24 protein-coding genes and 1 CRISPR repeat array are annotated in these 24,390 nt (G+C 53.2%); of the genes, 7 read left to right on the forward strand and 17 right to left on the reverse strand.

The window, feature by feature from the left end; genetic code table 11:
- Nucleotides 1–355: a CRISPR direct-repeat array (repeat unit 31 nt; unit sequence TTTCAATCCGCGCTCCCGTGAAGGGAGCGAC).
- Between the two features lie 180 nt (nt 356–535).
- From cas2 to QEH53_RS18165, 10 genes are all read right to left on the reverse strand, one after another.
- The gene (gene cas2 / locus QEH53_RS18120) at nt 536–826 is read right to left on the reverse strand and encodes a CRISPR-associated endonuclease Cas2 (protein ID WP_309024628.1); all 291 of its coding nucleotides are present in this window, start codon (nt 824–826) and stop codon (nt 536–538) included.
- Between the two features lie 49 nt (nt 827–875).
- Nucleotides 876–1,916: a type I-C CRISPR-associated endonuclease Cas1c gene (gene cas1c, locus QEH53_RS18125; protein ID WP_309024629.1), complete on the reverse strand. Its 1,041-nt coding sequence runs from the start codon at nt 1,914–1,916 to the stop codon at nt 876–878.
- Nucleotides 1,917–1,945: 29 nt separating this feature from the next.
- Nucleotides 1,946–2,587, reverse strand: coding sequence for a CRISPR-associated protein Cas4 (gene cas4 / locus QEH53_RS18130; RefSeq protein ID WP_309024630.1), 642 nt, complete (start codon nt 2,585–2,587; stop codon nt 1,946–1,948).
- Nucleotides 2,588–2,599: 12 nt separating this feature from the next.
- Nucleotides 2,600–3,442: a type I-C CRISPR-associated protein Cas7/Csd2 gene (gene cas7c / locus QEH53_RS18135; protein WP_309024631.1), complete on the reverse strand. Its 843-nt coding sequence runs from the start codon at nt 3,440–3,442 to the stop codon at nt 2,600–2,602.
- A 33-nt stretch (nt 3,443–3,475) separates the two neighbouring features.
- A complete protein-coding gene (gene cas8c, locus QEH53_RS18140) occupies nt 3,476–5,266 on the reverse strand; it encodes a type I-C CRISPR-associated protein Cas8c/Csd1 (protein ID WP_309024632.1) in 1,791 nt (596 codons plus the stop codon).
- A gap of 3 nt (nt 5,267–5,269) precedes the next feature.
- Nucleotides 5,270–5,998, reverse strand: a complete 729-nt coding sequence (cas5c, locus tag QEH53_RS18145; protein ID WP_309024633.1) for a type I-C CRISPR-associated protein Cas5c — start codon at nt 5,996–5,998, stop codon at nt 5,270–5,272.
- A complete protein-coding gene (locus QEH53_RS18150) occupies nt 5,986–8,358 on the reverse strand; it encodes a CRISPR-associated endonuclease Cas3'' (protein ID WP_309024634.1) in 2,373 nt (790 codons plus the stop codon). The genes cas5c and QEH53_RS18150 overlap by 13 nt, the downstream gene beginning before the upstream one ends.
- Before the next feature lie 339 nt (nt 8,359–8,697).
- Nucleotides 8,698–9,678 (reverse strand): hypothetical protein, encoded by a 981-nt coding sequence (locus QEH53_RS18155; RefSeq protein WP_309024635.1) that lies wholly within the window; start codon nt 9,676–9,678, stop codon nt 8,698–8,700.
- A gap of 346 nt (nt 9,679–10,024) precedes the next feature.
- Nucleotides 10,025–10,861, reverse strand: coding sequence for a glucosaminidase domain-containing protein (locus tag QEH53_RS18160; RefSeq protein WP_309024636.1), 837 nt, complete (start codon nt 10,859–10,861; stop codon nt 10,025–10,027).
- 60 nt (nt 10,862–10,921) lie between these two features.
- Nucleotides 10,922–11,329, reverse strand: a complete 408-nt coding sequence (locus QEH53_RS18165; RefSeq protein WP_309024637.1) for a hypothetical protein — start codon at nt 11,327–11,329, stop codon at nt 10,922–10,924.
- A gap of 273 nt (nt 11,330–11,602) precedes the next feature.
- Here QEH53_RS18165 and QEH53_RS18170 point away from each other — a divergent pair, with 273 nt between their 5' ends.
- From QEH53_RS18170 to QEH53_RS18190, 5 genes are read left to right on the forward strand one after another with little or no spacing between them, the layout of a single operon-like run.
- On the forward strand, nt 11,603–12,385 hold the full coding sequence (locus QEH53_RS18170) for an ABC transporter permease (protein ID WP_309024638.1): 783 nt from the start codon (nt 11,603–11,605) through the stop codon (nt 12,383–12,385).
- The gene (locus QEH53_RS18175; protein WP_309024639.1) at nt 12,382–13,098 is read left to right on the forward strand and encodes an ATP-binding cassette domain-containing protein; all 717 of its coding nucleotides are present in this window, start codon (nt 12,382–12,384) and stop codon (nt 13,096–13,098) included. Before QEH53_RS18170 ends, QEH53_RS18175 begins: the two co-directional genes overlap by 4 nt.
- Before the next feature lie 21 nt (nt 13,099–13,119).
- A complete protein-coding gene (gene mlaD, locus QEH53_RS18180) occupies nt 13,120–13,575 on the forward strand; it encodes an outer membrane lipid asymmetry maintenance protein MlaD (protein WP_309024640.1) in 456 nt (151 codons plus the stop codon).
- Nucleotides 13,576–13,631: 56 nt separating this feature from the next.
- Complete coding sequence (locus tag QEH53_RS18185; protein WP_309024641.1) at nt 13,632–14,231, forward strand: ABC transporter substrate-binding protein; 600 nt, start codon at nt 13,632–13,634, stop codon at nt 14,229–14,231.
- 15 nt (nt 14,232–14,246) lie between these two features.
- Nucleotides 14,247–14,990 carry a VacJ family lipoprotein gene (locus QEH53_RS18190; RefSeq protein WP_309024642.1) on the forward strand — a complete coding sequence of 248 codons (744 nt, stop codon included), beginning with the start codon at nt 14,247–14,249 and terminating at the stop codon, nt 14,988–14,990.
- Nucleotides 14,991–15,037: 47 nt separating this feature from the next.
- Here QEH53_RS18190 and QEH53_RS18195 read toward each other — a convergent pair whose 3' ends face one another.
- On the reverse strand, nt 15,038–15,451 hold the full coding sequence (locus QEH53_RS18195) for a biopolymer transporter ExbD (protein ID WP_309024643.1): 414 nt from the start codon (nt 15,449–15,451) through the stop codon (nt 15,038–15,040).
- A 67-nt stretch (nt 15,452–15,518) separates the two neighbouring features.
- On the reverse strand, nt 15,519–18,257 hold the full coding sequence (locus QEH53_RS18200) for a zinc-dependent metalloprotease (protein ID WP_309024644.1): 2,739 nt from the start codon (nt 18,255–18,257) through the stop codon (nt 15,519–15,521).
- 404 nt (nt 18,258–18,661) lie between these two features.
- Here QEH53_RS18200 and QEH53_RS18205 point away from each other — a divergent pair, with 404 nt between their 5' ends.
- On the forward strand, nt 18,662–18,997 hold the full coding sequence (locus tag QEH53_RS18205; protein ID WP_309024645.1) for an energy transducer TonB: 336 nt from the start codon (nt 18,662–18,664) through the stop codon (nt 18,995–18,997).
- A 78-nt stretch (nt 18,998–19,075) separates the two neighbouring features.
- Here the strand turns inward: QEH53_RS18205 and QEH53_RS18210 are convergent, their stop codons facing one another.
- Nucleotides 19,076–20,290, reverse strand: a complete 1,215-nt coding sequence (locus tag QEH53_RS18210; RefSeq protein WP_309024646.1) for an MFS transporter — start codon at nt 20,288–20,290, stop codon at nt 19,076–19,078.
- 256 nt (nt 20,291–20,546) lie between these two features.
- Here QEH53_RS18210 and QEH53_RS18215 point away from each other — a divergent pair, with 256 nt between their 5' ends.
- Nucleotides 20,547–22,385, forward strand: a complete 1,839-nt coding sequence (locus QEH53_RS18215; RefSeq protein WP_309024647.1) for a CAP domain-containing protein — start codon at nt 20,547–20,549, stop codon at nt 22,383–22,385.
- On the opposite strand, the gene QEH53_RS18220 is transcribed toward QEH53_RS18215, so the two are convergent.
- From QEH53_RS18220 to QEH53_RS18235, 4 genes are read right to left on the reverse strand one after another with little or no spacing between them, the layout of a single operon-like run.
- Entirely contained in the window at nt 22,347–22,586 is a 240-nt protein-coding gene (locus QEH53_RS18220; RefSeq protein ID WP_309024648.1) for a zinc-ribbon domain-containing protein, read from the reverse strand. The genes QEH53_RS18215 and QEH53_RS18220 overlap by 39 nt on opposite strands.
- Nucleotides 22,583–22,825, reverse strand: coding sequence for an RNA-binding S4 domain-containing protein (locus tag QEH53_RS18225; protein ID WP_309024649.1), 243 nt, complete (start codon nt 22,823–22,825; stop codon nt 22,583–22,585). The genes QEH53_RS18220 and QEH53_RS18225 overlap by 4 nt, the downstream gene beginning before the upstream one ends.
- A 53-nt stretch (nt 22,826–22,878) precedes the next feature.
- On the reverse strand, nt 22,879–23,556 hold the full coding sequence (locus QEH53_RS18230; RefSeq protein WP_309024650.1) for a hypothetical protein: 678 nt from the start codon (nt 23,554–23,556) through the stop codon (nt 22,879–22,881).
- A gap of 1 nt (nt 23,557) precedes the next feature.
- A complete protein-coding gene (locus QEH53_RS18235; protein ID WP_309024651.1) occupies nt 23,558–24,280 on the reverse strand; it encodes a hypothetical protein in 723 nt (240 codons plus the stop codon).
- Nucleotides 24,281–24,390: the final 110 nt, after the last annotated feature.

Consider the following 24,390-nt stretch of genomic DNA (forward strand, 5'->3'; position numbering starts at 1 on the left):
TTTCAATCCGCGCTCCCGTGAAGGGAGCGACAGGAGGGCGTCGGTTGCTACTACGTGCTTGATGTTTCAATCCGCGCTCCCGTGAAGGGAGCGACCTGCAAGGCCAATAAGCGGAGCGGCACCGAAAGTTTCAATCCGCGCTCCCGTGAAGGGAGCGACCATAATAAAAAATCTCTAACAACCTCATCGATAGTTTCAATCCGCGCTCCCGTGAAGGGAGCGACCGGCTTACGCCTCCGTTCTGGATCGGTTTTTGAGTTTCAATCCGCGCTCCCGTGAAGGGAGCGACCCCAAAGCCCTGCTGTTTTCGCGTCCTTGACGGTGTTTCAATCCGCGCTCCCGTGAAGGGAGCGACGGCGGATACGATAGGCTCCTATCCGCCAACGTTTTAAGACTCACGAGTTGCGAACCCCGTGGCAAATTTAATTGCTCGTTTCTTTCGAAACGTAGCTGACTGTCAAAGAACCTGTAGCAAAAGAGCTTACGCTACTTGCGAACCGCCGCCTCGGCTATTGTGCACTTGGGGTTCGCGCTTTTAGACTAAGAGCGTCCCATCGATATCGAAGGGTTGCTTAGCGCCCATATGCTCCACGCGCCGCTGCCAGTTCGTTCCCAAGTTATAGATGCGAATCGAATCCTCCGATTCCTTCATAATCCCTAGCAACCGCGCTCTTAGTTCAACAAGTTGCCCCGGATCGACTTTGCACTCAAACACGGAGTTTTGCACACGCTGCCCGTAATCAAGGCACGCCTTGGCCACGTGCCGCAAACGCTTTTTCCCTGCTGGCGTTAAAGTCGATACATCGTAAGCAATCAGCACATACATTTCCCTATTCCTTCCCTATTCAAAAGTCTCAACTCCGGAACCTATCCCCTCACCTGCACAGAAAAGCGGGATACGCGTCCAAGTCGCCTCGGATAAAGCGAGCCAGCAACCGCGCTTGCAAGTGTGGCAAAAGCCCTAAGGTGCACTTCTCTTTGGTAAAGGGATGCAGCACCTCCTCTTTCTTGCGTTCTTGCCATGCAACCAGGACTTTCTTCCGCGAGTCCTCCTTCATCATTACCGCTCCAGAAGGCTCGTAATCGAAATCCTTTTCCGTAATCTGCCTGCGGTTCAACAGGTTCAACGCCACACGGTCTGCGACGTACGCGCGAAACTCTTCCATTAGATCCAGAGCCAAGGAGGGGCGACCCGGTCGATCGCGATGCAGGTATCCGCATTGTGGATCCAACCCGCAGCTATCCAAGGCGGAGCGGCAGTCATGCATCAGCAAGCTGTAGCAAAAGGAGAGCAAAGCGTTGATCGGGTCCAGAGGCGGCCGCCGATTCCTCCCGCGCATCTGCATCCGCTCGCCTGTGAGCAAGATCATATCGGAAAACGCGCCGAAGTACTCCGCCGCCGCGTCTCCCTCGACTCCTCTCAGCGAGTCCAGGTCCGCCACTTCCATCGAGTAGCGAAGGCTCTTGCGTATCTCGTCAGCCGCGCCTCGCAGGCGACTCGCCCGTTCCGGCTCCTTTTCCCCGTGGTCGCGCCGCGCTCGGAGCAGCACTGTCCTGCTGTTGGATAGTTTGGCGGCCACCATGTGCGTCGCGATCTGCAAACTTTCAACAGCATCGTCCGCTTTGCGGTATTGCTCTCGCCGCAGGTGAATATTGCCCGAGGCGAAGCCCCGAGTCGCCGCCAAGAAACGTCCGTTCGGATTGTGAAACGACAATGACACCTGAGCCTCCGAACACGCTGCCATCACACCCGCGGACGCCACCGTATTCCAACCGAAGCAAACGATCCCTTCCAGGTTGTGCAGCGGTACCCGAAGTTTAGATACGCCCTCGTGCCTGATTTCGACCGCAGCCCCGTCCTTGTGCAGGTAAGCGCCCTCCAAAGTAACGAACAGCGTGTTCAAATGGGTTTTCATAATGTTCTACACGGTTGAGGTTCGGTATATCAGTTTTGAGTCTCTAGGTTGTCCTTGAACCATCTCGATACCGAGCGACCGAGCACCTTCGGCTGGCATTGCTCGATCAACGAACAAGCCTCGCACAATTTCTTATTGTATTCAGATTTTGGAGTTCTTCCGCCTTCTAGGCATTCGTTCACCTCCACAGCGGTCTTCGCCACCAGCGAACGCAATTCGTCGTCAAACGCGACTTCGTGCCGACGCCGGTTCTTCCCGTAGTAGAGAAAGCCGCGCCCGATGCTCGTCTCCTTCATCTCCTCCAGGCAAATCGCCTGAGCGCAGAGCTGGACCTCGTCCGCCCGATGGGCCTTAGGCTTACCACGCTTGTATTCCACCGGCACGATCCCTCCATCAGAGTGGAATTCGATAATGTCGCACTGCCCAGTGAGGCCTAGGACGAGTGACCGCACATGCTGCCCACGGGCAATCCGGACGCCCTTTCTTAGCTCGTCCGGCCCATCGTGAGCTCGCTCGTGCATCACCTTCCCCTCCGAGGTGAAGCGATTCTCGGACCACACCCTTTCCAAATGGATAAGCGCGCACTGACGCGGACAATACAGCCAATGCTGCAAAGCAGAAATAGCGACGAGGCTATCCTCGCCGCTGCGCTCCACCGAACCTGAAGACACGGATTCCAAATCCTAGATTCGTTTGATTAAAGTCACTCCTTCCGGAATCTGTGCTTCGTCGATGGATACTTCGTAGTCGGAGAAAGAGCGAGGAACCTCCACTCCCTCCTTCTTCGCCACAGTCACAAGATCAAACAACTTGTGGCTGGGAGCATTGCCAAGCTGCGAGTCGTGCTTGAAAACCAGTAGACCGCGCATCGCCATGCTTCCAGCAGGCCGGGCAGCGGATTGATCGAATTGGAAGGCATTCTCAAGTGCCGTGAACAGCAGCTCAAGGTCTTCATCCGAAAAGCCCGTTTGATCCGCCAGAAAAGGATTCACGAATCCGTGAGCTCGATACAAGCCATAGGGAATTGTGAATTTTCGACCAATCGTTCTTCCTTTCTCGATATCCTTCTGGTTTGTAACCGAGGTTCGAGTAATTGCGTGTTCGCTCGTCACAATAGGGTCAATGGAACGCGCAAAAGACAACTGTGTCGCACCGCGCACCTGACCGCAGTTGATCTCGGTAGACATCACTGCGCCAAAGGCCCTGACGTCGTAAAAGTTCTCGCACATCCACGCCCTAGCTTTGTCGCGCTCAGCCTGCTTTGATTTCTTGGGATCTCCCAAATCGAGAGCCTTGTACGCCTCTTCGTTTTGGTCGTTGAGAACGATATTCTCGCCAAAGTAAATTCTATGGTCCGGTCGGGTTGTTTGTACAAAGTTCCGTATTTTACGTTTCAGGCAAACATCAGTCACTAAGCCCTGCCCCGTTTCTGCATCGACTCGAGGTAGGTTGCCCGCATCCGGGTCACCGTTTGGGTTCGCGTCTTGGGCATCGAAGAGAACGACAAAATCGTATCTGTTTTTCATTATAATTATATTCTGAGGATTCGTTGTGGAGGGTTAAGCAGTCGCAACGGCTGAATCGGCTTCTACTTTGGAAAATAGCGATCTTCGCTGGTGATAATAACCGAGAATGAACAAACCTTGCTCCTCTAGGTTATGGGATTTCTTGATACCGACGCTCGGCTCTTGCGGCCATTTGACGTCTGCGATCATGCGATCAAATTGGACTTTCCGCCCCGGGTTCAGGTGGCGTCGGTGGTGCGTCGATAACTGCTCAATGCGCGAAAACACAGCTGCAGGGGTCGAGCAAGCGGTGGAGAAATAGGTCTCTCGAATCGTTTTATCGAGACTGCGCCCTGTTTGTTCGCGATGGCCCTCCTCTTGGATTTTTTCGAGGATGGCGAATAGCCTGCCGAGCAGGTAGGAGGATTCCTTGTTTTCTTGATCGAGCATAATGTGGATGGATTTTTTGTGATTCCTAACGAGCACGGACTTGATAGCCGCGGCCTTTATATAATTTACGGATCGTTCGATATGAACGCGACGAAGGATCGCCGTGAATAGAGATTCTGGATACGGAGTCGCCTCCAAGATAGACCGCAACATGGCACCGCCCAACAGCGGCGATGGGTCGTCGCCCTGCCGAACCGTTTCACGAAGAAACTCCCAATAAGCAGGAAAGTCCGAATCTGCCCGACGTTTTCCTACTGGACTCTCAAACTCGCGAATGATCTCCAAGTCGCGACGATGAGCTCGCAGGTTGCTCAGCAACTCAGAGAGTGATGACTGATAAAAGAACCGCACCGACAAGCGAGCTGCGTTGGGGGCGAGTCCTAACAGATAAAATCGCGTTGCGTCTGGGCTTGAGTCCAATTCAGCATCCGCTTCCCGACCCTGTCGCAGCGCCTTGAGAAATACCTCCAGCTTCTGACGCACCTGCGGATCTTGCACCTGCTCCACCGCATGCGAACCATCGCTGGCAAATTCCGCGAAAATATCTTCGACGAGGCTCTCTCGATCCGTCCAGAAAACACAAGTTGTATCCCCGATTCGCATACGATGCTTGTGCGACTTCGGACCGTTCAACATTGCGTTCAATGCTGTGCCGTAGCGAAAGGCCGCATCTTCGCCAACTGGGCTGTTATAGCTCTGAGTTTTGCCATAAGACTCGTAGGCAGCGTCATTAAAGGAGACCAGAGATGCGCCAGCCGATTGAGCTCCAGCGATTCCCTTTATCTTCGGATGCAAGCGAGCAATCGGAGCAGACTCGCCAGTGAGCAGACACTGTCCCATGTCAGCTGCTTCGTTCGAAGGCAGGTTCTCACGCCACCACCGTTTAATATCTTCGGATTCATGTACTGGCCGCGTAGCCCCGACCATCTGAAATACACCGAATCCAGTCCCCACTTCATTCAGTATTTGGAATCCAGAAAGCCTCTCTGCCGACCACTTCTCTAGGAAGCGACAAACTGCGCCAAAGGACTCCGAGTTAATTTCCTCTTCAGCCGCAAGGTGCTTTTCTCGAAATCCTTCGAATCTCAGCTGAGCGAAACTCGCATCTTTCCCGTCAGGCGTACGGCCCAGCAAATAGGTCTGATTGTCCCAGAGAAAGCACGGGTTGATCCCGGAGCCTGAAGGCTTGGATTCACCGAGAACCTGAATCCGATCCGGAAGCATTTTTCCTTTCTCGTTCGGTTTCCTCGCGTCCAGGATATCGTGCAACTCCCCACTTGGATGCAGCCAAATCTTGAACGAGATCTTCTGCGGCGAGAACCCCGGCTCCGATATCTCGAAGGCCGGATCATCCGCGAGACGACCGTACAGTTCATATAATGATTGAAGGATCATCGCTTAGGAGACGGTTGAGGTTTGAGCGAGCGAATCCCTGACATCGATCACGCCGTCTCGCATGCGGGCTCGATAAAAACGCGGAGTCGTCGATCTGACTTTTTTGGACTGATGATCCTGCTCGAAATCGATGTCGTGCAGCATAAAACCTAGATCCCGCTCGCCGCTCAACGACTCGTCCGAAACCGGCAGGGCATCCTCTTCCTCCAACAGGGTAAACCGAACCGGAAACTCTCGGCATCCAAAGTAAGGTTGCTGAAAGCACTGTCCCCGCTTCGCGCGACGCTTGAACATGTCGAGGTGTTTCCCCGCAACCTGGTTCTCCGGAAGTTCAGGCCCACCGCGATCAAATCGGCGGTCGAGAATCTCAAAATGCGCTTCGATCACGTAACGCACATCTCGAAGCAGCATCGAAGCGCGCTGCTGCCGGTGGTCGGTCACATCGATGCTAAGGTTTCCCTTTCCCTCCTTCATCGCAGCGCTGACTCCTGACTTTCCCTTTATCGGAATCTTCGACGAAATCTCGTTCCGCCGCACATTGGTGAAGCGGATTGGGTTAATAACGTGAATCCGGTCGATCACCCAACGGATCTGCGGCTTCCAGTAAATCGCCTCCAAAATACCGCGAGCTGCAGATGGAGTGATCACGTCGTAGGAGACGCGTTCGACCTTCATTTCCGGCCGAGAGAACAAGGCGTAGTCGCCCGAGATTTCGAGTTTTATTCCGTACATATCAATAAATCTTGGTTCGCGTTTTCGAAGTGCAGGCCGAAGTGCGGCGAATAGTGAGTCTCGGGGCAGATCAAGATATGAAACTGCCCGTCGCGTACGCGTTCGAACTGTTGGTGATTCTTCTGAAACTCCGTTTTTCGCAGCTGAACCACATACGACTGAAGCTTGCGCAGAAGATCGCGATGGAGGGGAATGACCTCGTTTCGCAATTCCTCGATAAGCGCCTTCGCTTCCCCATCGTAAGGGATAACGATTGAAGTCTGGTCGTTCTCAATGAGCCGAAACTTCTTTGCGACTTCCCGGAACTGGAATCCAAACGGAAGCGAGCGGTCTTGGTTCAAGCGATAGTCTTCCAAGATCTCCTTGCTGTCCCACCGCTTGCCGTTCGCGGGGCGATGTTCGTGATAGTAGAGTTGAAAAAACTGCTCGACGCTTGAGAGTGACAATGGATCCTCGTTCAGCGCCAGAACTTGCGAAGTCACATTCGTGGTCTCCCTGAAGTAAGATTCCGAGCGTTGATGCTCCGAGGCAAACAAATGGGTCTCCCCCAGCGATTCCAATTTCCCATTTCGATTGCAACGCCCTGCCGCCTGTCCAATCGAGTCGATTCCCGCCATCGAGCGATACACCCTCGGAAAATCTACATCCACGCCCGCTTCAATCAACTGCGTGGAGACAAGCCGTACCGATTTTTTCATTACAAGACGCTCGCGCACTTCACGTAAAATACTTTTACGGTGAATCGGACACATCAACGTGGACAAGTGAAACGCTTCGCCAACGGACGAAAGGCGATTGAACAACTCTCGTGCATGCCTCCTCGTATTCACAATTGCCAGACACTGGAGTTCAGCATCCATCTCACCAGCGACCGTCTCATCATCAAGCGGACCACGGTTTATGACTCGAACCCGGCGAAGGTCTTCGAACAACAACTGAGGGTCGGAGATGATTTCTAACGACTCGCCGATTCCAATCGGAAACGCCTCAGACTTCTTGATCGCCGGTTGCGTCGCAGTGCAAAGAACCACCGAAGTGTGATAAATGGCCGCGAGCTGCTGCAACACATCCAAACACGGATGAAGGTAGTCTCTCGGCAGGCACTGAGCCTCGTCCAAAATGACGACGCAGTTGGCGATGTTATGCAATTTACGACAGCTCGAAGTTCTCGCCGCGTGCAACGATTCGTAGAACTGAACCGCTGTCGTGACAATGATCGGTGCATCCCAATTTTCCGAAGCCAGCCGCGTCTGTATCGTTTCCGATTCGGGCGATAGATTGGAATGGTGCTCGAGCACGATAGGAATGCCTAACTCCTTCGACAGCGCATCAAACACCTCGGCGAAGACCTGGGCATTCTGCTCGATAATGGAAGTGAACGGGATGACGTAGATCACCCTTCTCTGCCGATGACGAATTGCGTGTCGCAGCGCGAAGGCGAGCGATGACAGGGTTTTGCCTCCACCGGTCGGGACTGTCAGGGTGAAGAGCCCCACGGGGTTCTCAGCGGCTTCCAGGCACTGCTGATGGACTGCAGAGCGAGCTTGGTTGACGCTCGAATTTGGTACCCCAAAATCCTCAACGTGCTGCGTCAAAATCTGGTCCATCCGTTCGATCAAAGACGAAGGCGCTTTGCTCCGGTCTTTTGCCTGACCGGGATTCATGAACGACTCCGTCGCCAGAAAATCCGCATCGACCAAGCAAGAGAAGAGCATCCGAGAATAAAGAGCGAAAACGGGTGACGCATTGGGAAGCAAAGGATCTCGAAACCGTCGCTGAACAGCTGGCGGAAGTTTGGGTACATCCAGTCGAGCGAGCGCGTCAGGGATCGTTCCAAGCGGAGCCACTGACTTCTTCAATCGTTTCGACAAACATGCCGATTCGCTCTCGGAGTCAGCCAAGCCGCTATGATGCCCTGCAATCGCGTATGCAAACAAGTGCCCCAACATCGCATTCCGAGACACCGCCCACTGAGCCCCCGCCGTAGAATGATCCACTTTTCCGATACACTCGTCTTGGTGAGCATCGCTCACCTTCCTCTTTAAATACTCCTGCCACTCCGGGGCGAACTTCCCTAGATCGTGCCACAGGCCCGCCAGCCATCCCCATTCTCTTGCTGAGTTCGCTTCCTCGCTTCCCTCCGGAAACATTTCTTCCGCGAATTTGGCAGTCAGTCGCGCCACCTTATCGAGATGACCGCATTTCGAACAACAATCATCGAGCCCCGTACAGGTCCCGCTCGAGCACTCCGTATACAACTTCTCCCAGTGCGTTTCCGCGTCCTTGGGACGCGGAAACTCGGGATGCGTGTGAGCGTAACAGGGCTCAGAGGCGGGAGGAGTGGATTCGGATTCCTTCATCGAAAAGAGGAATCCTAACAGGTGGGGTGGGACATTGGCGGGAGGAGGGGCTCGAATCCGTAGAATTACTAGAGGCTACGGCCAGAACAAGTTTCGATCTCCTCCCAATCCCTATGACAGGGAATGGATTACAGACTCTAGGAGCATACACGTAAGGTGCGTCAAGCACTGAGTCTGGGTGTTGCCGCTAAGCAATTGCAGCCTTGTCGGCGCTGTCACCTGACGCCGATGCTGTTTTTTCTAAGCGACGGACCAGCGAATATACCGCCTCCCCCCCCGCCCGTGTTCTGCTCTGACGCGGGCGGAGGGCATGGAAGTGGTTGGGCTTTAGGACAGTCCCTAGAAGCGAAATTTTGCGGCGAACATGAGGCTATCGCCTTCTACCTTTCCGGGATCGTTGAAGTCGTCCGGATTGGCGATGTCGTACCTCTGGTCGTTGTAAAGCACGCTTAAGGCAAACGATTCGGTAAAGTACCACTCGCCAAATACGCCTAGGCCGTCTTTCACCAGAGAACTGGCTGAATAGTACGGAGTGCCCATCAAGTCGTCCGCATCCGAGTAGGAAACTCCAACGGCTAGCTCGCGAACCGGATACAGTGTGAACGTGAAGTCGTACACCTCGCCGCTGCTGTCGAACGGGTCGTCGTCGAGGTCTTCGAAATCAGCCACATCCAAGTCCACGAAGTAGTAGCTCCCTTCGATACTGAATCCGACCGCATCGGTGAACTGTCCGTAGTGTTTGAACCCGAGGCCGACCAAATCCGTATCCGAGCCGCTCCCGCTCTGTATGAAAAAGTCTCCGTCGACGTCTACCGATGCATACTCCAGTTCCAAGGTCGTGTTCTGCGCAACGTACTTACCTGCAGCTAAGGCAAAGCCGTCGTAGGCAGGACGGTAGCCTACGACCGCTATTCCGGGGCTTTCGCCGGCCGACATGTCAGCGTCTGCGTCGATGTATCCCAGTTTCCCGTACCATCCGGTTTCCGGATCGATAAGGGCGCCGCTAAAATTATAAATGTCCGACTCCACCAGATTGTCTAAATCATCGTCAAATTCCTCTATGTCGGCTCCGAATTTTATGAACGAAGACCGGTCGAGATAAGGAGCTTCGTGGATAGAGCGTCCGGACGGATCGAAGGCCTTAAAGTAGTAGGCTGCGCTGAACGAGATGTTGTCTTCGTTGACGTCGACGTTATCGACGTCGGCGTCGCCGGTGACGTATCCTCCTTCCAGTTCCCAGTGATGCGGTGCGGCAACCGCAAACGTCGCCAGGCCTGCTGCTGCGAGCCCTGCGTTTAGGTATCGTGTCAGTGTATTCATGCGTTTGTTTCTCCCTATCTTTCAGTTGGATTTGCTGCGGAGGCACGCCCGCAGCGGCTCAGGCAGGTAGGATACTAAGACAATCGATGGGCTGCTCAGCCTACTCTGCCTCGACTTTGACCGCAATGCGTGCGCCAAGCGAATAGCCACTGAGGCTGCGCAAGCACATAACACCCTGATCACTTGCGCTTTACAGGCTAAGCGATGCCTTCTGCGACCGAGCGACAGGTTTGCGAGTTACTTAGGCGCCTGTTTCAATCCGCAAAGCGCGAGAAGCAAAGCGCACCGCTACGCGTTGGTGTTGGCGTATCACGAGGGAAACGCTTCGGTTCCCATCCTCCGCCGCTCAACGCTCGTCCAGGCCGTTAGCGGAGATCATGCCGCGCACCTTGTCGACATAGGTCCAACGCTCCTGCGAATAGCGCACGAGTCCGGGCGCCAGATCGCGGCCCGTAGGCTCGACGCCATTCTCCCGATGTGCCGCACGGATGTCGCGGAGCGCGGTGTAGGCAGAGCCGGTATTCAAGTTGCGCAGGTAGGCGAGGAATGATTCGCGGGGACTGCGGTAGACCGTGACCTCGTGTGTCTTACCCGGGGACCGGCGCTTGGGTACGAGCCCGCAACCTGGTTCGTAGCACCACATGCCAAAAAGGTTGTTTCCTTGGCGAGCGAACCGAGAAGTGCCCCACCCGCTCTCGATTGCCGCTTGGGCTAGAGCCAACGACGCAGGGATAGTGTCCACCCGATTGAGCAGTTCCTCGAATGAGCGAGAGCTTGCCGACTCGACCGGATCGAGCTTGTAGATTTGGCGTTGATCGTTGAACGCCTCCATCCGACTGCCGTTGAGGCGGCCGTTTCGCTCGAAATAGGCTTCGAGTTTCAGGGCAGCGGCACGCTCTTCGAGAATGTTGCCATTGGCTTCCGCCACGAAGGGTTCGAGGAAGTCAAAGAATGCCTGCTTGCGATCGTTGCCGGTGGTGATCGCTGCGAAGTTCGGCAGATGCACCTCTTCGTAGTGTTCGGAGTCTTCGATGATGTTTTCGACGACGCTGAACGCTGAGTAGACGGCGATAAAAAGCAGGCTTAGGCCGGCGGCGGCGAACATCCAAGTCTGGTAGTCACTTTTCTTGGCGAGACTAACCCCACTTAAGAAGGACATGTTTGGTTTGCGAACTGGACTCATGATTCCCTGATTCCCCTTGTTATTGGGCGACAGCTAACCTCCTAAAAAGTCGGCGGGTGCCTATTTAACGCACTTCAAATGTAGAAAGACCTCTCCATCCATCCAATATTCGATGAAGTTGGCAGAGGTGTTGACAAAGTCGGTCCTACCGTAGGGCACTTTCCCTTGGTTGACCGGCGATACGAGCTCGTAGCCTCCGTGAGCCCACTCGCGGTAGTTGGCGAAGGAGTCATGGGAGAGCTTAACGATGATTTCCTTTTCCTTATAATCCGGGAAAAGTTGGAGATAGACGTTTTGTTCTTCGGGAACGTATTTCACGTCGCGAAGGATCGAGGCGTCGAAGGTAAGCGCTTGATAGGGGCCAAATTGCTTGCTGGAAACCGCCTTTTCACCCTCGCCTCCAGCCATGAGCTGGCAAACAGGGGCGAAGAGCGTCAGTAGCAAGATTGTTACGAAGACCCGATTCATTGTGGGCTGAGACAACACGACTCGTGGTCAGAAGTCAAAAGTCTAGGGTTCTGAACGTTTCGTGGGGGTTGGCCGGATGGCTCTAAGTAGTTGGGCCCATGCAGGCTCTGGAGCCTGGAACCCAATAAAAAAGTATCCTTTTTAGCACAAACTTTGTGGGTGACAGTCTATCAGGAATCCTTTTGTTGCCTCCTCAGCGAATTTACCGAATCGATGAGGCCTGCCAAACGTACGAAGGAGAGTCTCAGTCAAATTTAGATGATTCATTAATAGATGATCAGCAAAGTAGGAAGGCATAGCATACGCTTGGTGAGCGAATTGGGAGAACTTGCCGGATTTTCCGGTAAGGCATCCGTGGCACTCCCTGGCCAGCGGCACATAATGGAGAAGCTGACCCGCTCCATTTTCGAAATCGGAGTGCGTTGCGTGCCCATCACCCTGATCGTCGGGCTTTTCACCGGTCTTGTCCTTGGGCTGCAGCTATACTACGTCCTCACCAAATTCAGTTCGGAAAGCCTCCTGGGTCAGGCGGTGGCGCTTTCTATTATACTGGAAATAGGCCCCGTTTTCACCGCAATCATGATCGTCGGCCAAGCTGGCAGCGCCCTTTCCGCGGAAATCGGCATCCAGAGAAACGCCGAGCAAATCGACGCTCTGCACACCATGCAGATAAATCCTATCGGTTTCCTCGTCTCCCCGCGACTTTGGGCTGCCATCATCGCCTTCCCCATCCTCACTACCTTTTTCGACCTGATCGGAATATACGGTGGCTACCTCACTGGCGTTGAGTTGCTCGGAGTCGATCCCGGTGCTTACTGGAATCGCATTTACGAGGCAGTGAGCGTACAGAACATAGTGAACGGTCTTTTGAAGGCCCTCGTGTTTGGAATCGTTACGACAATGATCTGCGCGTTCCAGGGCTACTACACCCATCTCAAGTCGGATATTCCCGGCGCTCGAGGGGTTTCCCAAACCACGACGCGAGCGGTGGTTTATTCGAGTATCGCGATCTTGATGTTCGACTACCTGATAACCTCTTTCCAAATGGCGTCGTGAGCGAGGCAACAACACTGAAACTTCGCGGCCTGAAAAAGGCATTTGGCGAACAGGTCGTTCTCGGGGGCATAGACATGGACATACCGCTAGGCAGCCACACTACCGTCATCGGTAAAAGTGGTACCGGCAAGTCGGTGCTGTTGAAGTGCATTTCAGGGCTAATGGCTCCCGATGCCGGCAGCATCGCCGCAGGCGACGAGAAGGGGGCTCCTCCATGCAGCTACATGTTTCAGCAAAACGCGCTCTTCGACTCCATGACAGTTGAGGAAAACGTAGCTCTCCCCCTTCGCGAGAAAGGCAAAGCCAAAGCCACGGAAATAAAGAAACGTGTCTCCGATCTCCTCGAACAATTGGACCTGACCGCTGCCCGGAAAAAGTATCCAGCTGAAATTTCCGGCGGGATGAAGAAGCGAGTCGCCTTGGCTCGCGCCCTTATCACCAATCCCGAAATCATCCTCTTCGACGAGCCGACTACTGGCCTCGACCCGCAACGCAAATACAGCGTTTTCGATATGATCCGCAGCTACCGCAAGCGCTTTGGGTTTACGGTCATAATGGTCAGCCACGATGTCCCTGAAGTATTCGAAATCTCTGACAAGATCGCCTGGCTCGACGCTGGAGAGATCAAGTACTGGGGAACTCCTGACGACCTGCTCGCCAACCCACCTGAAGACTTGAAGCCCTTCCTTAACCCGCAGCTATCGCCCGCCTAAGCCGCAATTCGATTTATCAAAATGAATAGTAAGAAAATAGACTTCTCAGTAGGCCTTTTCGTCATCGTCGGCCTACTCGCCATCGTCTACATGGCCGTGCAAATCGGCAGTGCCCGTTTTCTCGGTAGTGACGACCAAAGGGTCACCGCCATCTTCACCAATATCGGAGGATTAAGTTCCGGCAGCAACATAACTGTGGCGGGCGTCAAGATAGGGACAGTAGGTCCGATCATCCTCAATCCGGAAACCCTCAAGGCTGAAATCGAATTGCGAATCAACAAGGATATAGAGCTCTTCGATGACGCTACAGCCGCGATCAAGACGAATGGTCTGATCGGAGACAAATACATTGCAATCTATCCGGGAACGCCCGGGATCGGTATGCCCTTGGACGGGGCGATCGTCGATACGGAACCCGCGATCGACATCGAAGGCCTCATCAGCCGATTTGCATTCGGGTCGGTTTCGGAGGAGTAGAAAAAGCTTCAGTCAAGCCTGTCCCGCAAACGTTCACGAACTAACTACAAACTACCATGAGCTACAAAACCTTCCTAAGCTCCTTAGCTGTTATCGCCCTCATCTTCGCTTCCACCACAGAGGTGAAAGCAGAAGAGTCGCCTGAAAAACTGCTCGAACAAACGATCTCAGATGTTCTGGACTTGCTGCACGCCCCTGAACAGGAACTCTCGCTCGATTCCAAGCGGACTCAGATTCTGACGCTTCTTCAAGAACGCTTCTCATTCGATATCATCATTCGCAGAGCGCTCGGCAGAAACTGGAACGAACTCTCCGCTACCCAGCAAGATCAGATCACGGTGCTCATATCCGATTTGCTGATACGCGCCTACACGCGCGAACTGGAGAACGGCCCCAAGCCGAATATATCGATCGTCAAGACAGACGACCTCGGATCCAACAAAATCGAGATCGTGACGAGCGTTCGCTACAAAAGCAACTTCGTCTCCGTCAGCTATCGGCTAGCCAACGTCAAGTCCCGAGGTTGGCAAGTCTACGACGTGCTGATCGAGGGCGTCAGCATGGTGTCAAACTACCGAAAACAGTTTGACGAACACTTCCAAACTAAGTCAGCTGCCGATTTGCTGGAGATGCTCCGAGGTAAGCTCAAGGAGTAACAAAGGATACCAACCATGAAATCTAGACGATACTCCGGTATTCTAATTCTGGCGACAGCGCTCTCTGCCACAGTAGGCGCTCAAGAAGACGGGATAGACCTTGACGATTTGTTCAACGACGACTTCGAGGAACAATCAACCGTCTCCATTAACGATCCGTTCGAGAAGGTTAATCGAGCTATCTTCAATTTTAATGACGGCGTGTATGATAAGGTCGCTCGTCCTTTGGCTCGTTCCTACTCTAATGTTATGCCTGACCGGGTGGAGCGTGGCTTGGCAAACGCTTTTAGGAATCTTAAGTTCCCTTCCCGCTTTACTGGGAATGTCTTGCAAGCTCGCTTCGGGCAAGCTGGCAAGGAAACGGGTAAGTTTGTTTTGAATACGACCGTTGGTCTCGGAGGCCTGTTCCGCCCGAGCGATCGCTTTGACAGCTTGCAGACCAGCAACGAAGACATCGGCCAAGCATTCGGCACCTGGGGAATTGGCCATGGTTTTTACGTGATCATACCCTTCATGGGACCTACAAGCTTGAGAGACTTTGTAGCCGATTTCGGAGACGATGCCGTAGATCCGATTCCGACGCCGTGGAGTCAAATTGACGATTCGCAAGACCGCTTAATTATCCGTGTCGTAGACATAACGAATCGGCTGCCAGCTTTAATGGAATTGTACGATTCGATGCGTCGTTCGTCCATCGACCCATACTCTTCCGTCCGAGACGCCTACGCGCAGAGAAGAGCTCGTGAGGAAGCCAGATAAGTAGGGCATAATGGGCTGCAGCCTTAGGTTGCGGCTCGATCGCCAGCTTACTCCTCGAGAAGACGAGTCCTCATGGTCACCTTGTCTACTTGGGCGTTGCTACAGAGTCCGAGAACCATAGCTGCGATCTGAACGGACGCTTGAGGGTGTACCTCAAGCGTTATACTTTCTAGCGGGCCCATTGATTGCGCGTTCTGAATGCATCTCTTCACACCATAGCTGCCGATTTCTTCTCCCTTAAAGAAGACAGAGCCCTCTTCGCTGATTTTTAAAACGAACGGCTCCGTTGGGTTTGTGTCCTTCGAAGGGACGATTTCCGGTGTGTCAAGATGTAGTCCGTTTTCCTCTACAAAAACTGTGGTGACGATGAAGAAGATCAACAGGATGAAGACCATGTCGATCAGTGGTGAAATGTTGACATCAGCGTTTTCAGCCTCCCCTTTCAGTGCGTTTTCCTTCATATCCTACAATTGTAGGATTTAGCTCTAAAGTCAAACCCATCGACGATTTTCAAATTCCCAACCAAAGCTATTGCTTTGGAGCGGGCGGAAGCATCTTGAGCAGGTTTTGCTGTTGCAAGTACCACTCCCTCAATGACCGCGATAGGATCTTGTCATCGAAATTTTTGAACAGGTCGATGTTCAGCGATCCCTCCACCGCACTCTTCAAGTCTGCATGCAAGGATTGCTTGGCCTCCTTCGACCAATACTCGAAAGACCCTGTCTTATCGTTCAAAGCTTTAGCGGCAGCCATGCGGGTTTCGTATTTGTATTCGAAATCTGGAACTTCCACATAGGCTTTGTCGACCTTGCCTTCAATTCGAGAATCCTTGTCTCGCTTGAGGATGATGTGCTTCGCCAACGCGATTATTCGTTTTTCTAGAATTGCTATATTGTCTTCGTCGGAGAGGTTTCCGGTCGCCGCCAAACCGAGATCTCGCGTCGCGTTCTCGAAGAGACTCAAGGTCTGCAGCAGAATTTCCTCTTCGAGCTTCTCAAATAGTGCGCTGCTTCGTTCTACGATTATTTCCTTCTCTTCGACAGTCCACGTGTAGGTTTCGCCATCTAAGCCGACGAACGTGGAGTATGCGTCCGTATCCAGAAGTTCTTTCAGCGAATCGATAAGGTTGGTAGCTTCCAGTTTCGGTGCCTTTTCGAGTCGCTCGAGCCCGTCCTTCGACTTGAGGCTGATCTTTGCTGGCAAATGAGCGAAAATCACCTGATCGACGCCTCCTAGCTCGTCTAAGCTCGATTCGAGCCTCTTCCAATGGGCTTCGTAGCGTTCAGCCTCATTTATGTCCCCAACGTATTCAAATTCCCTTTCCACGACCAACGAGCGCGTATTCTTGTCGAACCATCCCAGCATACGTTTCACGGGTTCCGAGAAACGCCGGGCAAAACCGCTGGCGTTTAGCTCGACAGCCTCAAGCGATTTGCGGTCCCTCGGATCCACGGGAGCTCGATCACTGATAAAACGCTCAATGACGGCGTTCGGTAGGCTCCTCGCCGCGACCGAAAGCTCGCGATAGTTGGCTTCGATTGGATTTAGGCCGAAGTCGCGCCTAAGGACATCCGCATAGCGATTGGTCTCCTCCTCGGATCCAAAGCTCAGTTTCGCATCTTTGATGCTATCGTCATCGAGGTAAGCGAAACGAATCGCAGCTGCGTCATGATCAAGCGCCTCGGCGCTTTGCAGGATTTTCCATCCATCAAAAATGGAAGCCTTGAAAATCGGATACTCCATGACTGAGGTCGACGTGCGCTTGTCCTCGTATTTAGAAAGGTCGTTGCCCGCGACAAAATCCTGCACGAAGGTATCCAATTCCTTCGGACTAACTGTAGCGTCCATGCTGGCTGCAAAATTGTGGCGAAGGCCAAGCACGTGTCCTACCTCGTGGGCTGTAACGTTGCGCACGTAGGCTTTCGCGATCCTGTCGATCGCCTCGTCCGTGACATCGGGGTCCGATAGGACTTCTTCCAGTCCTTCAGCCATCTTTTTTGCGAAAGCTATCGGATCCACGCGGCATCCAGCATGTCCGAGTTGCAACGCATGCAATTCCTCCTCGCTGTCGTCGTCTTCGTCCTCTTCGGCTTCGTCAATCAGGGAGCGAAGCGATCTAAGCAGTCTCCTCGCCCTATCCTTGCCGCGAAAGTCGAAAGCGCTCGTGACGTATGCCTGACCGCGTAACATCTCCCCCGTCAAAGGATCGACGAGAGCGTCCGCATATGCGAACCCAGCTAAGTCCCAGGGGACCCATTGAATGATGTTCCTGCTCGAATCCGGAGCCGTCACGCCCTCTGGTGCAATACGAGCTTCAAGAACGTCCTTTCCGAAGGCTTTGTTCCAATAGAGTATCCCTTCCTCGACTGCCTCTTGAAGGTTCTCGGGTGTGTTCGCGCTGTAATAGAACACGATGGGCTCAGAGATGTCGAAGCGGCTGATCTTCCGCGATATGCGGCCCGATTCGAGTTCCAACAAACCAGCTGATTCAAAGAAACGCAGGTACCGATTTTCCTCTGCATTCATTTCTATCGGCTCGAAATCGCTCGTTTCGTACGGCTGCAAGAAGTAGCGGATCTCATAGCGAGTCTCTAGATCGGGATCGTTGACGCGGCTTCTCGCCTGTACTGCTTGACGGATGGAAAGAGTATCACCCTCAGCTACGACTTCGAAGACTCGAGCCTGAGGCAATTCAGCGCTGCGCTCGAATTGTCGAGCGTCGTATCGAGTATCCATCGAATACCAATTGCCGTAAGCGAGTCGCCGCATACCAGCATTGAAGTCGATCACGATGTCCCGCCCGGAATCCTCAATGACGGGGAACGTCGCGAGAAGCCTTCTCGCGGGAAGGTCGGTCGTCACTACTTGCCCTTTTGTCGTTTCGTACATGTCGAGCCCGTCCTCGAAAAGTTCGAAGAAGACAACTCTTCCCAACATGCCTTTACTGGTAGCTGCAACCGACTGTGGAATCAGGGAAGTTGAAAAGATGTACTCATTTCCCAAAGCAGAATGGGGGATGGCGACGCGTGTCTTTTCCGCTACCTTCAGCGGAGGACCGGCCTTCTCTTTCGCGGATTGGGCCGTGCAGGCCAGGAAAAACAACACTATAGCGGAAAACAAGAAAGCCCTCAGAATCTTCATCAGCGCCATCCTTGCAGCCGCCTCGGATAGTTCACGCTCAAAATCGACTAAATCGGCTGGCAGCGCCTTGCTCGAAACGAGGCATTCTTTCCAATCGCGTATCCAGTTTCTGAGACTCTCACTCACGCAAACGGATCGATCCCGAGGGCCTCCTGCTTTCCTGAATATCCCAGACACAGCGACCCCAATCTAGGGGGGTAGAATCAGACCCATATCCAACTGCTGAAACCAGCGACGATGATCCAAGCAGCGCTCCTTCGCCGTACGAAGGCTCAACCGTTCGCAGCCTGGTCCTGCGCCGGGATCCTAGGTAGCGTTTCACACCGGCTGGTGGAGTCATCTACTCATGCCCACTCGTTGACGAGGGACTAAGCGACTAGCAAAAGGGGCGATCACCCCAAATTCGAAAGAATTTCCAATCGATTTGCTACGGAAGTTTCGCGAGAAGCCGATGATATGAAGCGTCTATTCTTTCAAGCCTTGCGCTCGAAAAATCCCATCATCTCAAATTCAACAGCAAATCAACTACCATGAAGAAATTTAAGACTGCGATACACGCCTTCCTGCTTGCCGCGCTAGCCTTTTCCCTGCTCCCCGCTGCCAACGCAGCTGACTGGGACGAGCAACCGTCGGTCAAGAAGAGCGTCGCTCCTGAAAACCCCAACAATCTCGACGGCATGGTAATGGCCACTATTAATATCGATGAAAAGGGTTTCGTAGTGGGTGCCGAAATTGCTAAGTCGACAGATGCTACGCTTGATTCGGAAGTCCTCGACGCGGTCAAGCAATGGCGCTTCAACCCAGCCAAGAAGGGTGGATCTGCAATCGCTTGCAAGATCAACGTCCCTTTCAAGTTCAAGGGCTAAAAAATTCGAATTGGCTAGTTCTCTTTCACGGGCGTCTTCCATACGGGAGGCGCCTTTTTCTGTTCTAGGACTCTCGGCCTATGCCTGAACGGGTCGACCTGTCCGCCGAAGGGTCACGTACATTGCCGACACCATAACGATCGAGACCAGCACCAAGGAAGCACCGACAATCGCCGTCTTTGTTGCACCGAGTCCTGAGATCAGATAGAAACCCAGAAACGGGGCCAAGATGCCACGAAATCCGGTGGTGAAGGCGTGTACGCTCATGTAAGACGAAGCGCGTTCCGGTTTAGCGAACTTGGTCACCCAGAGGCTCCATGAAATATTCGCACCCGCCATGGCGGTTCCCAAGACCGCTGCGGAACTGTAGATAATCCACATGTTGGCAGTGGTAAGAAAGAGGACGATAGAGAGCATGATCATCGCGTTCAAAACAATGCGAAGCAGCATGAAATCCAAATTATCGAACAAGTACCCCCAAATTCGTGAGGTCAGAAAACGGAACGCAGCGGGAATCCCGATCGTCACCATCATCACAGTAAGCTTACTCGCGAGGATCCCGTACTCCGGCTGCAAGAGATACTCCACCCTTATAGGCAGCACCATCAAGTTTCCGAAGCCTAAAAACATCCAACTGACCAGTAGGACGCCGAACTTTTTGTCCTCCACCGCGTATCCTAAGTTTCGCAGTGGGTTCTGGGCCACTCCCTTCTGCACGGGGTTAGAGGGTATTCGTGAAACCGCTACGCCTGACAAAAGGTAGGCTAATGATATTCCGACGAATACCCATCGATAGGAATTGATATTAGCATCGAGTATCCAGCCACCGGCTACGCTGAAAGCAAACGCTGCCGCCACGTTTGCCATCATGCTAATCGACAAATAAGCGCCTCGCTTGTTCGAAGGGTAGTTGTAAGTCCAAATTTGCACGAGCAAAGGCATCGATTGCGCCGACAAAGCGAAAGCGAAACACGCCGGAACCAGAAAACCCAAAAGGCTTTCAGCGAAGCTCGCCATCAAGAGTGCGCCACCCGCCAGGTAGGCGATCCATGCACTCAACTGACTAGCCGTGCAGTTTGTGCGAGAAAAAATGCTGAGGCTTATTGGGTTGAGCAACAACCCTAGCGGTCCTGCAGCTGCGATAATTCCTTTGACCGTATCCGGAGCCTGAAAAACACCTATCGCTACGATCAGCGCGAACCCGCCATATCCAGTTTCTACGACTCCGGAAAGTCCACCGCGCACGCAATCCCAGCGGAAGGTTCTTTTTACAGTATGAGAGTCTACTGGCATTTCGGGCACCCTAGGTTAACTGACAGACCACAAAAGCAAATTCGCCTAATCCGCTAAATGAGTAAACTGCGTTAGCCGTTGTAAATTTCGTCGTTTCAACTAACTTGTTCCACTACTTTGCTTGCTTGACTTTCCCCTATCTCTCGATGGCAACGAGGTAGGAAGAGGAATCGCCAGCGGGACGCTTATTTCCAAACCTACCGCGAAGACCCTACTTGAAACGGTCTTTTACACAGTGTCTTACCCCATCTGTACAATGAAATGCTTGTCCCTCGCGTCCTTCCTATCAGCAGCAACCATTTTCGCGAATCCCGAAGCGATGGCAGAGAGGGAGATGCCTCCTGCCGTTCCCGCGCCTCCTCAGCCAATCTGCGCGCCGCAGGATTTCGGATCTGACGAAATAGCGACTTGGGAACCTGACCAAATCTTTCGATTAGCGGCTACTAGCGGGCCAGTGAGAGTGTGGATTGAAAAGGCGGAATCGACCGACGAAATCATCATCCAGCAGAGCAACAGTAATCCCTACTCCGTATTGCAGTCGGACACTGTGGCGGAGGGAGACTCAGCGTTTCGCTTAGCCAACGTAGGTTTCAGCGACATTTCAGTGATGCTCTCACCTACGATCACGGTTCAAAGCGGCACGAAACTCTTTTTCCAAAGCCAGTTGGGTTTCGCGACGCCGAACCAAGTCGCGCGCTTGCAGGTATTGGTAAACGGAACACCTACCGAAATGTGGTCGCGGGCGGGAAACAGCGACGGATCCGCACCGACTCAAGGGGGGTTCGAACTCGTAGAGATCGATTTGGCCGACTTTGTCGGGCAGACGGTTTCGATTCGCTTTGTGTACGATTTCACCGGAGGCAGTGCATTCACCCAGTCAGACCTAGGCTGGGTGATCGACAACATTCAGATCGGTACGAGCATAGCAGCTGATCCCTATAGCGAGGTGGGTAATCCGAGTGCCGCCGAAGTGTTGATTGTTGAAATGATCAATCGGTCCCGAGCAGACGCGGTCGCTGAAGCGACGCGGCTGAGGAACCTAACGGAAGCAAATGTCGTAAACGCGATTGATTTCTTCGATGTAGATCTCGACTTGATGGATGCCCAATTCGCAACTCTTCAGCAGACGACGCACCCACTCGCCATCAACCAGCGCCTGACCGCAGCTTCCCGTCTCCATAGTTTGGATATGTTCGACAATCAATTCCAAGGGCACACTTCTTCAGCTTCGCCACCTGATCCGTATTCGCCGGGCGATGGACCAGGCCAGCGAACTACCAAGAACGGTTTTGTGGGGAGCGTGGGAGAAAACGTTTATGCATACGCGAAGTCCTACGAGCATATGCACGCTGGCTTCGATATCGATTGGGGAACAAGCGGCTCAACTGGTTTGAGCGTGGGAGGAATGCAAGACCCGCCTGGACACCGAAACAACATTCACACTCCAGGCCATCGCGAGATCGGCGTGGGTATAATCCATGGAACAAACGAATCAGTGGGGCCGATGATCGTGACGCAAAACCTCGGCATTCGCAGCGGATTCGACTCAGCTTTTCTGGTAGGAGTCACGATTCTCGACAGTGACAGTGACGCTTTCTACGATATTGATGAGGGACTAGGTGGGGTCCGAGTTGAAGTGGACGGCGCCCTTTTCTACACCGATAGCTCAAGCGAAGGTGCCTACGCGGTTCCGCTACCCGGAAATGGGGCGTACAGCGTGACATTCAGCAAAGCAGGTTACGCAACCCAAACAATTGCATTTGCGGTTTCTGACACCGAGAACGTGAAGATCGACTACCTAGCTATGGTCGCAGAGGAGGTGAACCAAGTTGATATGCTCAGCGTTGAACTCGTTGGCGATAGTACGCTACGGCTGCGAGTAAGTTATTCCGGTCCAAAGGAAGACTTGAGAGCGCAATCATCAGCCACTTTGGCAAGCGTCGGCTGGATCGACATCGAGTCCGTAGTGGCAGAACTAGGACAGGGCCTATATCAGATTGACGTTATCCCTGGTGCGTCGCCGTATTTCGTGCGAATCAAAGCTACGCAAGAAACGTCAGCGCAAAACGAATACATAGACGAGCAAAGCAAGTAGGCCTAGCGTGATGATCGTCCCAAGGATGCGGCCGTTTTCTGGCTCACGCTCAGATTGATCATCAGGCAGGTCGAGGTCGTCGTACATAGCATCTTCGTTCCATCCCGTTTCCGGGCAACTTCCGCAGCTTTCGCAGGCGGAGGCACCCTCCTCCACGTATTCCCCACAATTGGGGCAATAGCCTGGGGGGACGAAGCTCACTCTGGTTTTGCCACGATCGTGATTTCCAAATCAGCGACTTGTACCCGGTTTCCGGCTACCAATTTTCGGCGAACGCGGGTTTCCGTTTCACCATCCACAGAAACATGTCCTGAGCCTATCAGCTGCTTCGCTTCTCCGCCGCTCATGACGATGTTCTCGAATTTCAGCAGCTTGTTAAGCTCGACGTACTCTTCGCGCAAAGCGACTTCACGACGCTCATGTATTGACTCTTCGGACATGCCAGAAACGTACTCCCTCCTTGGGCAGCAACAATCAAAAAATCTCTGTAGAACTAGCCAATCGCTTCCACTCGTTTCCTGCCGATTACGCTCACCAACAACACGAAGAAACAAAGCACGAGTTGAAAGAGCGGTAGCTGCAACGGACTCGGCATCGAGTAAATGAAGGCTGTCCCGGGAATCCAAACCACCCATATCGCCACCAGAACGCCCAGCACTTCTAGGAGGAAAAAATCCCTGTCCAACTCCTTCGTGAAACGCCTCCACGAAAAACCGCAATCCTTCCAACGGTAAAGCAAGGCAGTTGCAGGGGCCGACCAGATGGGGCAGAAAACGAATTGGTCGAAGAGCACCTTCTTAACGACGGTTAGCGTTTGGGTGTCGTCGCCAAACATCACTGCCTGCATTCGGTAGAGGAAGTCGATTTCGATTCCTTTCCAGCTCCACACTCCCAGGAAAAACGCCCCTACCACCCAAAAGTCAGAGCGCTCTACCTTCCCTACGGATGCTAGGTAAAGGAACGGAATCAAGCCTCCGAATACGCCAGTCGAAAGCATCGAATACCAGTATCCGTACTCCACTTTCACCTCAGCGATCCATTCGTAGGCGCCTCTGGCTTCTGGCCGCAAGTAATACACACCGACTACGACACATGCTATTGCCTGAAGGATGAGCCCAGGTAATAAGTTTGTCCTAACTCCTTCGGTACAACGCTTCAGCAATAAGTTCATTTCAAACACGTTTGGCTACGTAAACCGCGCCGCAAGATTTTCCCTTGGTGACGGGATTTGCGAATACAACTTTATGGGCCTGAACTTCACCAAAAATCTTTCCTAAATGTTGAGTAAAACCTTCCTCTGGCTCCCCGTCAGCCCACAAGGCGAATACACCGCGCGGCTTTAGGCGGGTCGCCATCTCGCGAAGCCCTTCTTCCGTATAGAACCGCGTATTGGTTTGATGGAGAACGTTGGTGGGCGTGTGGTCGATATCCAGCAAGATGGCATCGTGCTTCTTTTCTGGGTACAGCGGGTCGAAACTCTTTTTAACATCGCTAGACAAGCCGAAGAAGTCCTCATGCACGAGCCTGCAGCGCTCGTCCAAATTCAAAGTCTCTCCCATCGGCACCAGTCCCTTTTGGTGCCATTCGATCACAGGTTTTAGATAATCCACCACCACGAGCGAGTTGATCCGGCTATCCTCGAGCGCTGAAACCGCAGTGTATCCCAGTCCAAGGCCGCCTACTACGACGTCCAGTTCCTCGCCTTCCGTCGCTGCCAGCCCAAGTTTCGATAGTTGCCACTCCGCTTCATGATACAGCGAGGACATCAAGAAGTATTCCCCTAGTTTCACTTCGAAAATATCAAGATCGCCCAATTGCGGAAGGCGTCGTCTGCGTAGCATCAAATCGCCCAATTCAGTCGGCTGATAATCCAATTCCTCGTAGTCAAAACTCATAGCGGCATCCACAAGGCCCGCTCGCTGTAAACAAGCCAACTTAAAAATAAACCTTGCGGTTTCTCATTTCCCTGTCATCGACCGCACCTTCACATCGTGAGCTGGGGCTA

The sequence above is a fragment of the Pelagicoccus sp. SDUM812002 genome (assembly GCF_031127835.1).
Lineage (GTDB): Bacteria > Verrucomicrobiota > Verrucomicrobiia > Opitutales > Opitutaceae > Pelagicoccus.

Excerpts from the sequence above, each read along its gene's own strand:
- cas2 (WP_309024628.1), bottom strand. The coding sequence starts at position 826 with ATGTATGTGCTGATTGCTTACGATGTATCGACTTTAACGCCAGCAGGG.
- cas1c (WP_309024629.1), bottom strand. The coding sequence starts at position 1,916 with ATGAAAACCCATTTGAACACGCTGTTCGTTACTTTGGAGGGCGCTTAC.
- cas7c (WP_309024631.1), bottom strand. The coding sequence starts at position 3,442 with ATGAAAAACAGATACGATTTTGTCGTTCTCTTCGATGCCCAAGACGCG.
- cas8c (WP_309024632.1), bottom strand. The coding sequence starts at position 5,266 with ATGATCCTTCAATCATTATATGAACTGTACGGTCGTCTCGCGGATGAT.
- cas5c (WP_309024633.1), bottom strand. The coding sequence starts at position 5,998 with ATGTACGGAATAAAACTCGAAATCTCGGGCGACTACGCCTTGTTCTCT.
- QEH53_RS18150 (WP_309024634.1), bottom strand. The coding sequence starts at position 8,358 with ATGAAGGAATCCGAATCCACTCCTCCCGCCTCTGAGCCCTGTTACGCT.
- QEH53_RS18155 (WP_309024635.1), bottom strand. The coding sequence starts at position 9,678 with ATGAATACACTGACACGATACCTAAACGCAGGGCTCGCAGCAGCAGGC.
- QEH53_RS18160 (WP_309024636.1), bottom strand. The coding sequence starts at position 10,861 with ATGAGTCCAGTTCGCAAACCAAACATGTCCTTCTTAAGTGGGGTTAGT.
- QEH53_RS18165 (WP_309024637.1), bottom strand. The coding sequence starts at position 11,329 with ATGAATCGGGTCTTCGTAACAATCTTGCTACTGACGCTCTTCGCCCCT.
- QEH53_RS18170 (WP_309024638.1), top strand. The coding sequence starts at position 11,603 with ATGATCAGCAAAGTAGGAAGGCATAGCATACGCTTGGTGAGCGAATTG.
- mlaD (WP_309024640.1), top strand. The coding sequence starts at position 13,120 with ATGAATAGTAAGAAAATAGACTTCTCAGTAGGCCTTTTCGTCATCGTC.
- QEH53_RS18185 (WP_309024641.1), top strand. The coding sequence starts at position 13,632 with ATGAGCTACAAAACCTTCCTAAGCTCCTTAGCTGTTATCGCCCTCATC.
- QEH53_RS18190 (WP_309024642.1), top strand. The coding sequence starts at position 14,247 with ATGAAATCTAGACGATACTCCGGTATTCTAATTCTGGCGACAGCGCTC.
- QEH53_RS18195 (WP_309024643.1), bottom strand. The coding sequence starts at position 15,451 with ATGAAGGAAAACGCACTGAAAGGGGAGGCTGAAAACGCTGATGTCAAC.
- QEH53_RS18205 (WP_309024645.1), top strand. The coding sequence starts at position 18,662 with ATGAAGAAATTTAAGACTGCGATACACGCCTTCCTGCTTGCCGCGCTA.
- QEH53_RS18210 (WP_309024646.1), bottom strand. The coding sequence starts at position 20,290 with ATGCCAGTAGACTCTCATACTGTAAAAAGAACCTTCCGCTGGGATTGC.
- QEH53_RS18215 (WP_309024647.1), top strand. The coding sequence starts at position 20,547 with ATGAAATGCTTGTCCCTCGCGTCCTTCCTATCAGCAGCAACCATTTTC.
- QEH53_RS18225 (WP_309024649.1), bottom strand. The coding sequence starts at position 22,825 with ATGTCCGAAGAGTCAATACATGAGCGTCGTGAAGTCGCTTTGCGCGAA.
- QEH53_RS18230 (WP_309024650.1), bottom strand. The coding sequence starts at position 23,556 with ATGAACTTATTGCTGAAGCGTTGTACCGAAGGAGTTAGGACAAACTTA.
- QEH53_RS18235 (WP_309024651.1), bottom strand. The coding sequence starts at position 24,280 with ATGAGTTTTGACTACGAGGAATTGGATTATCAGCCGACTGAATTGGGC.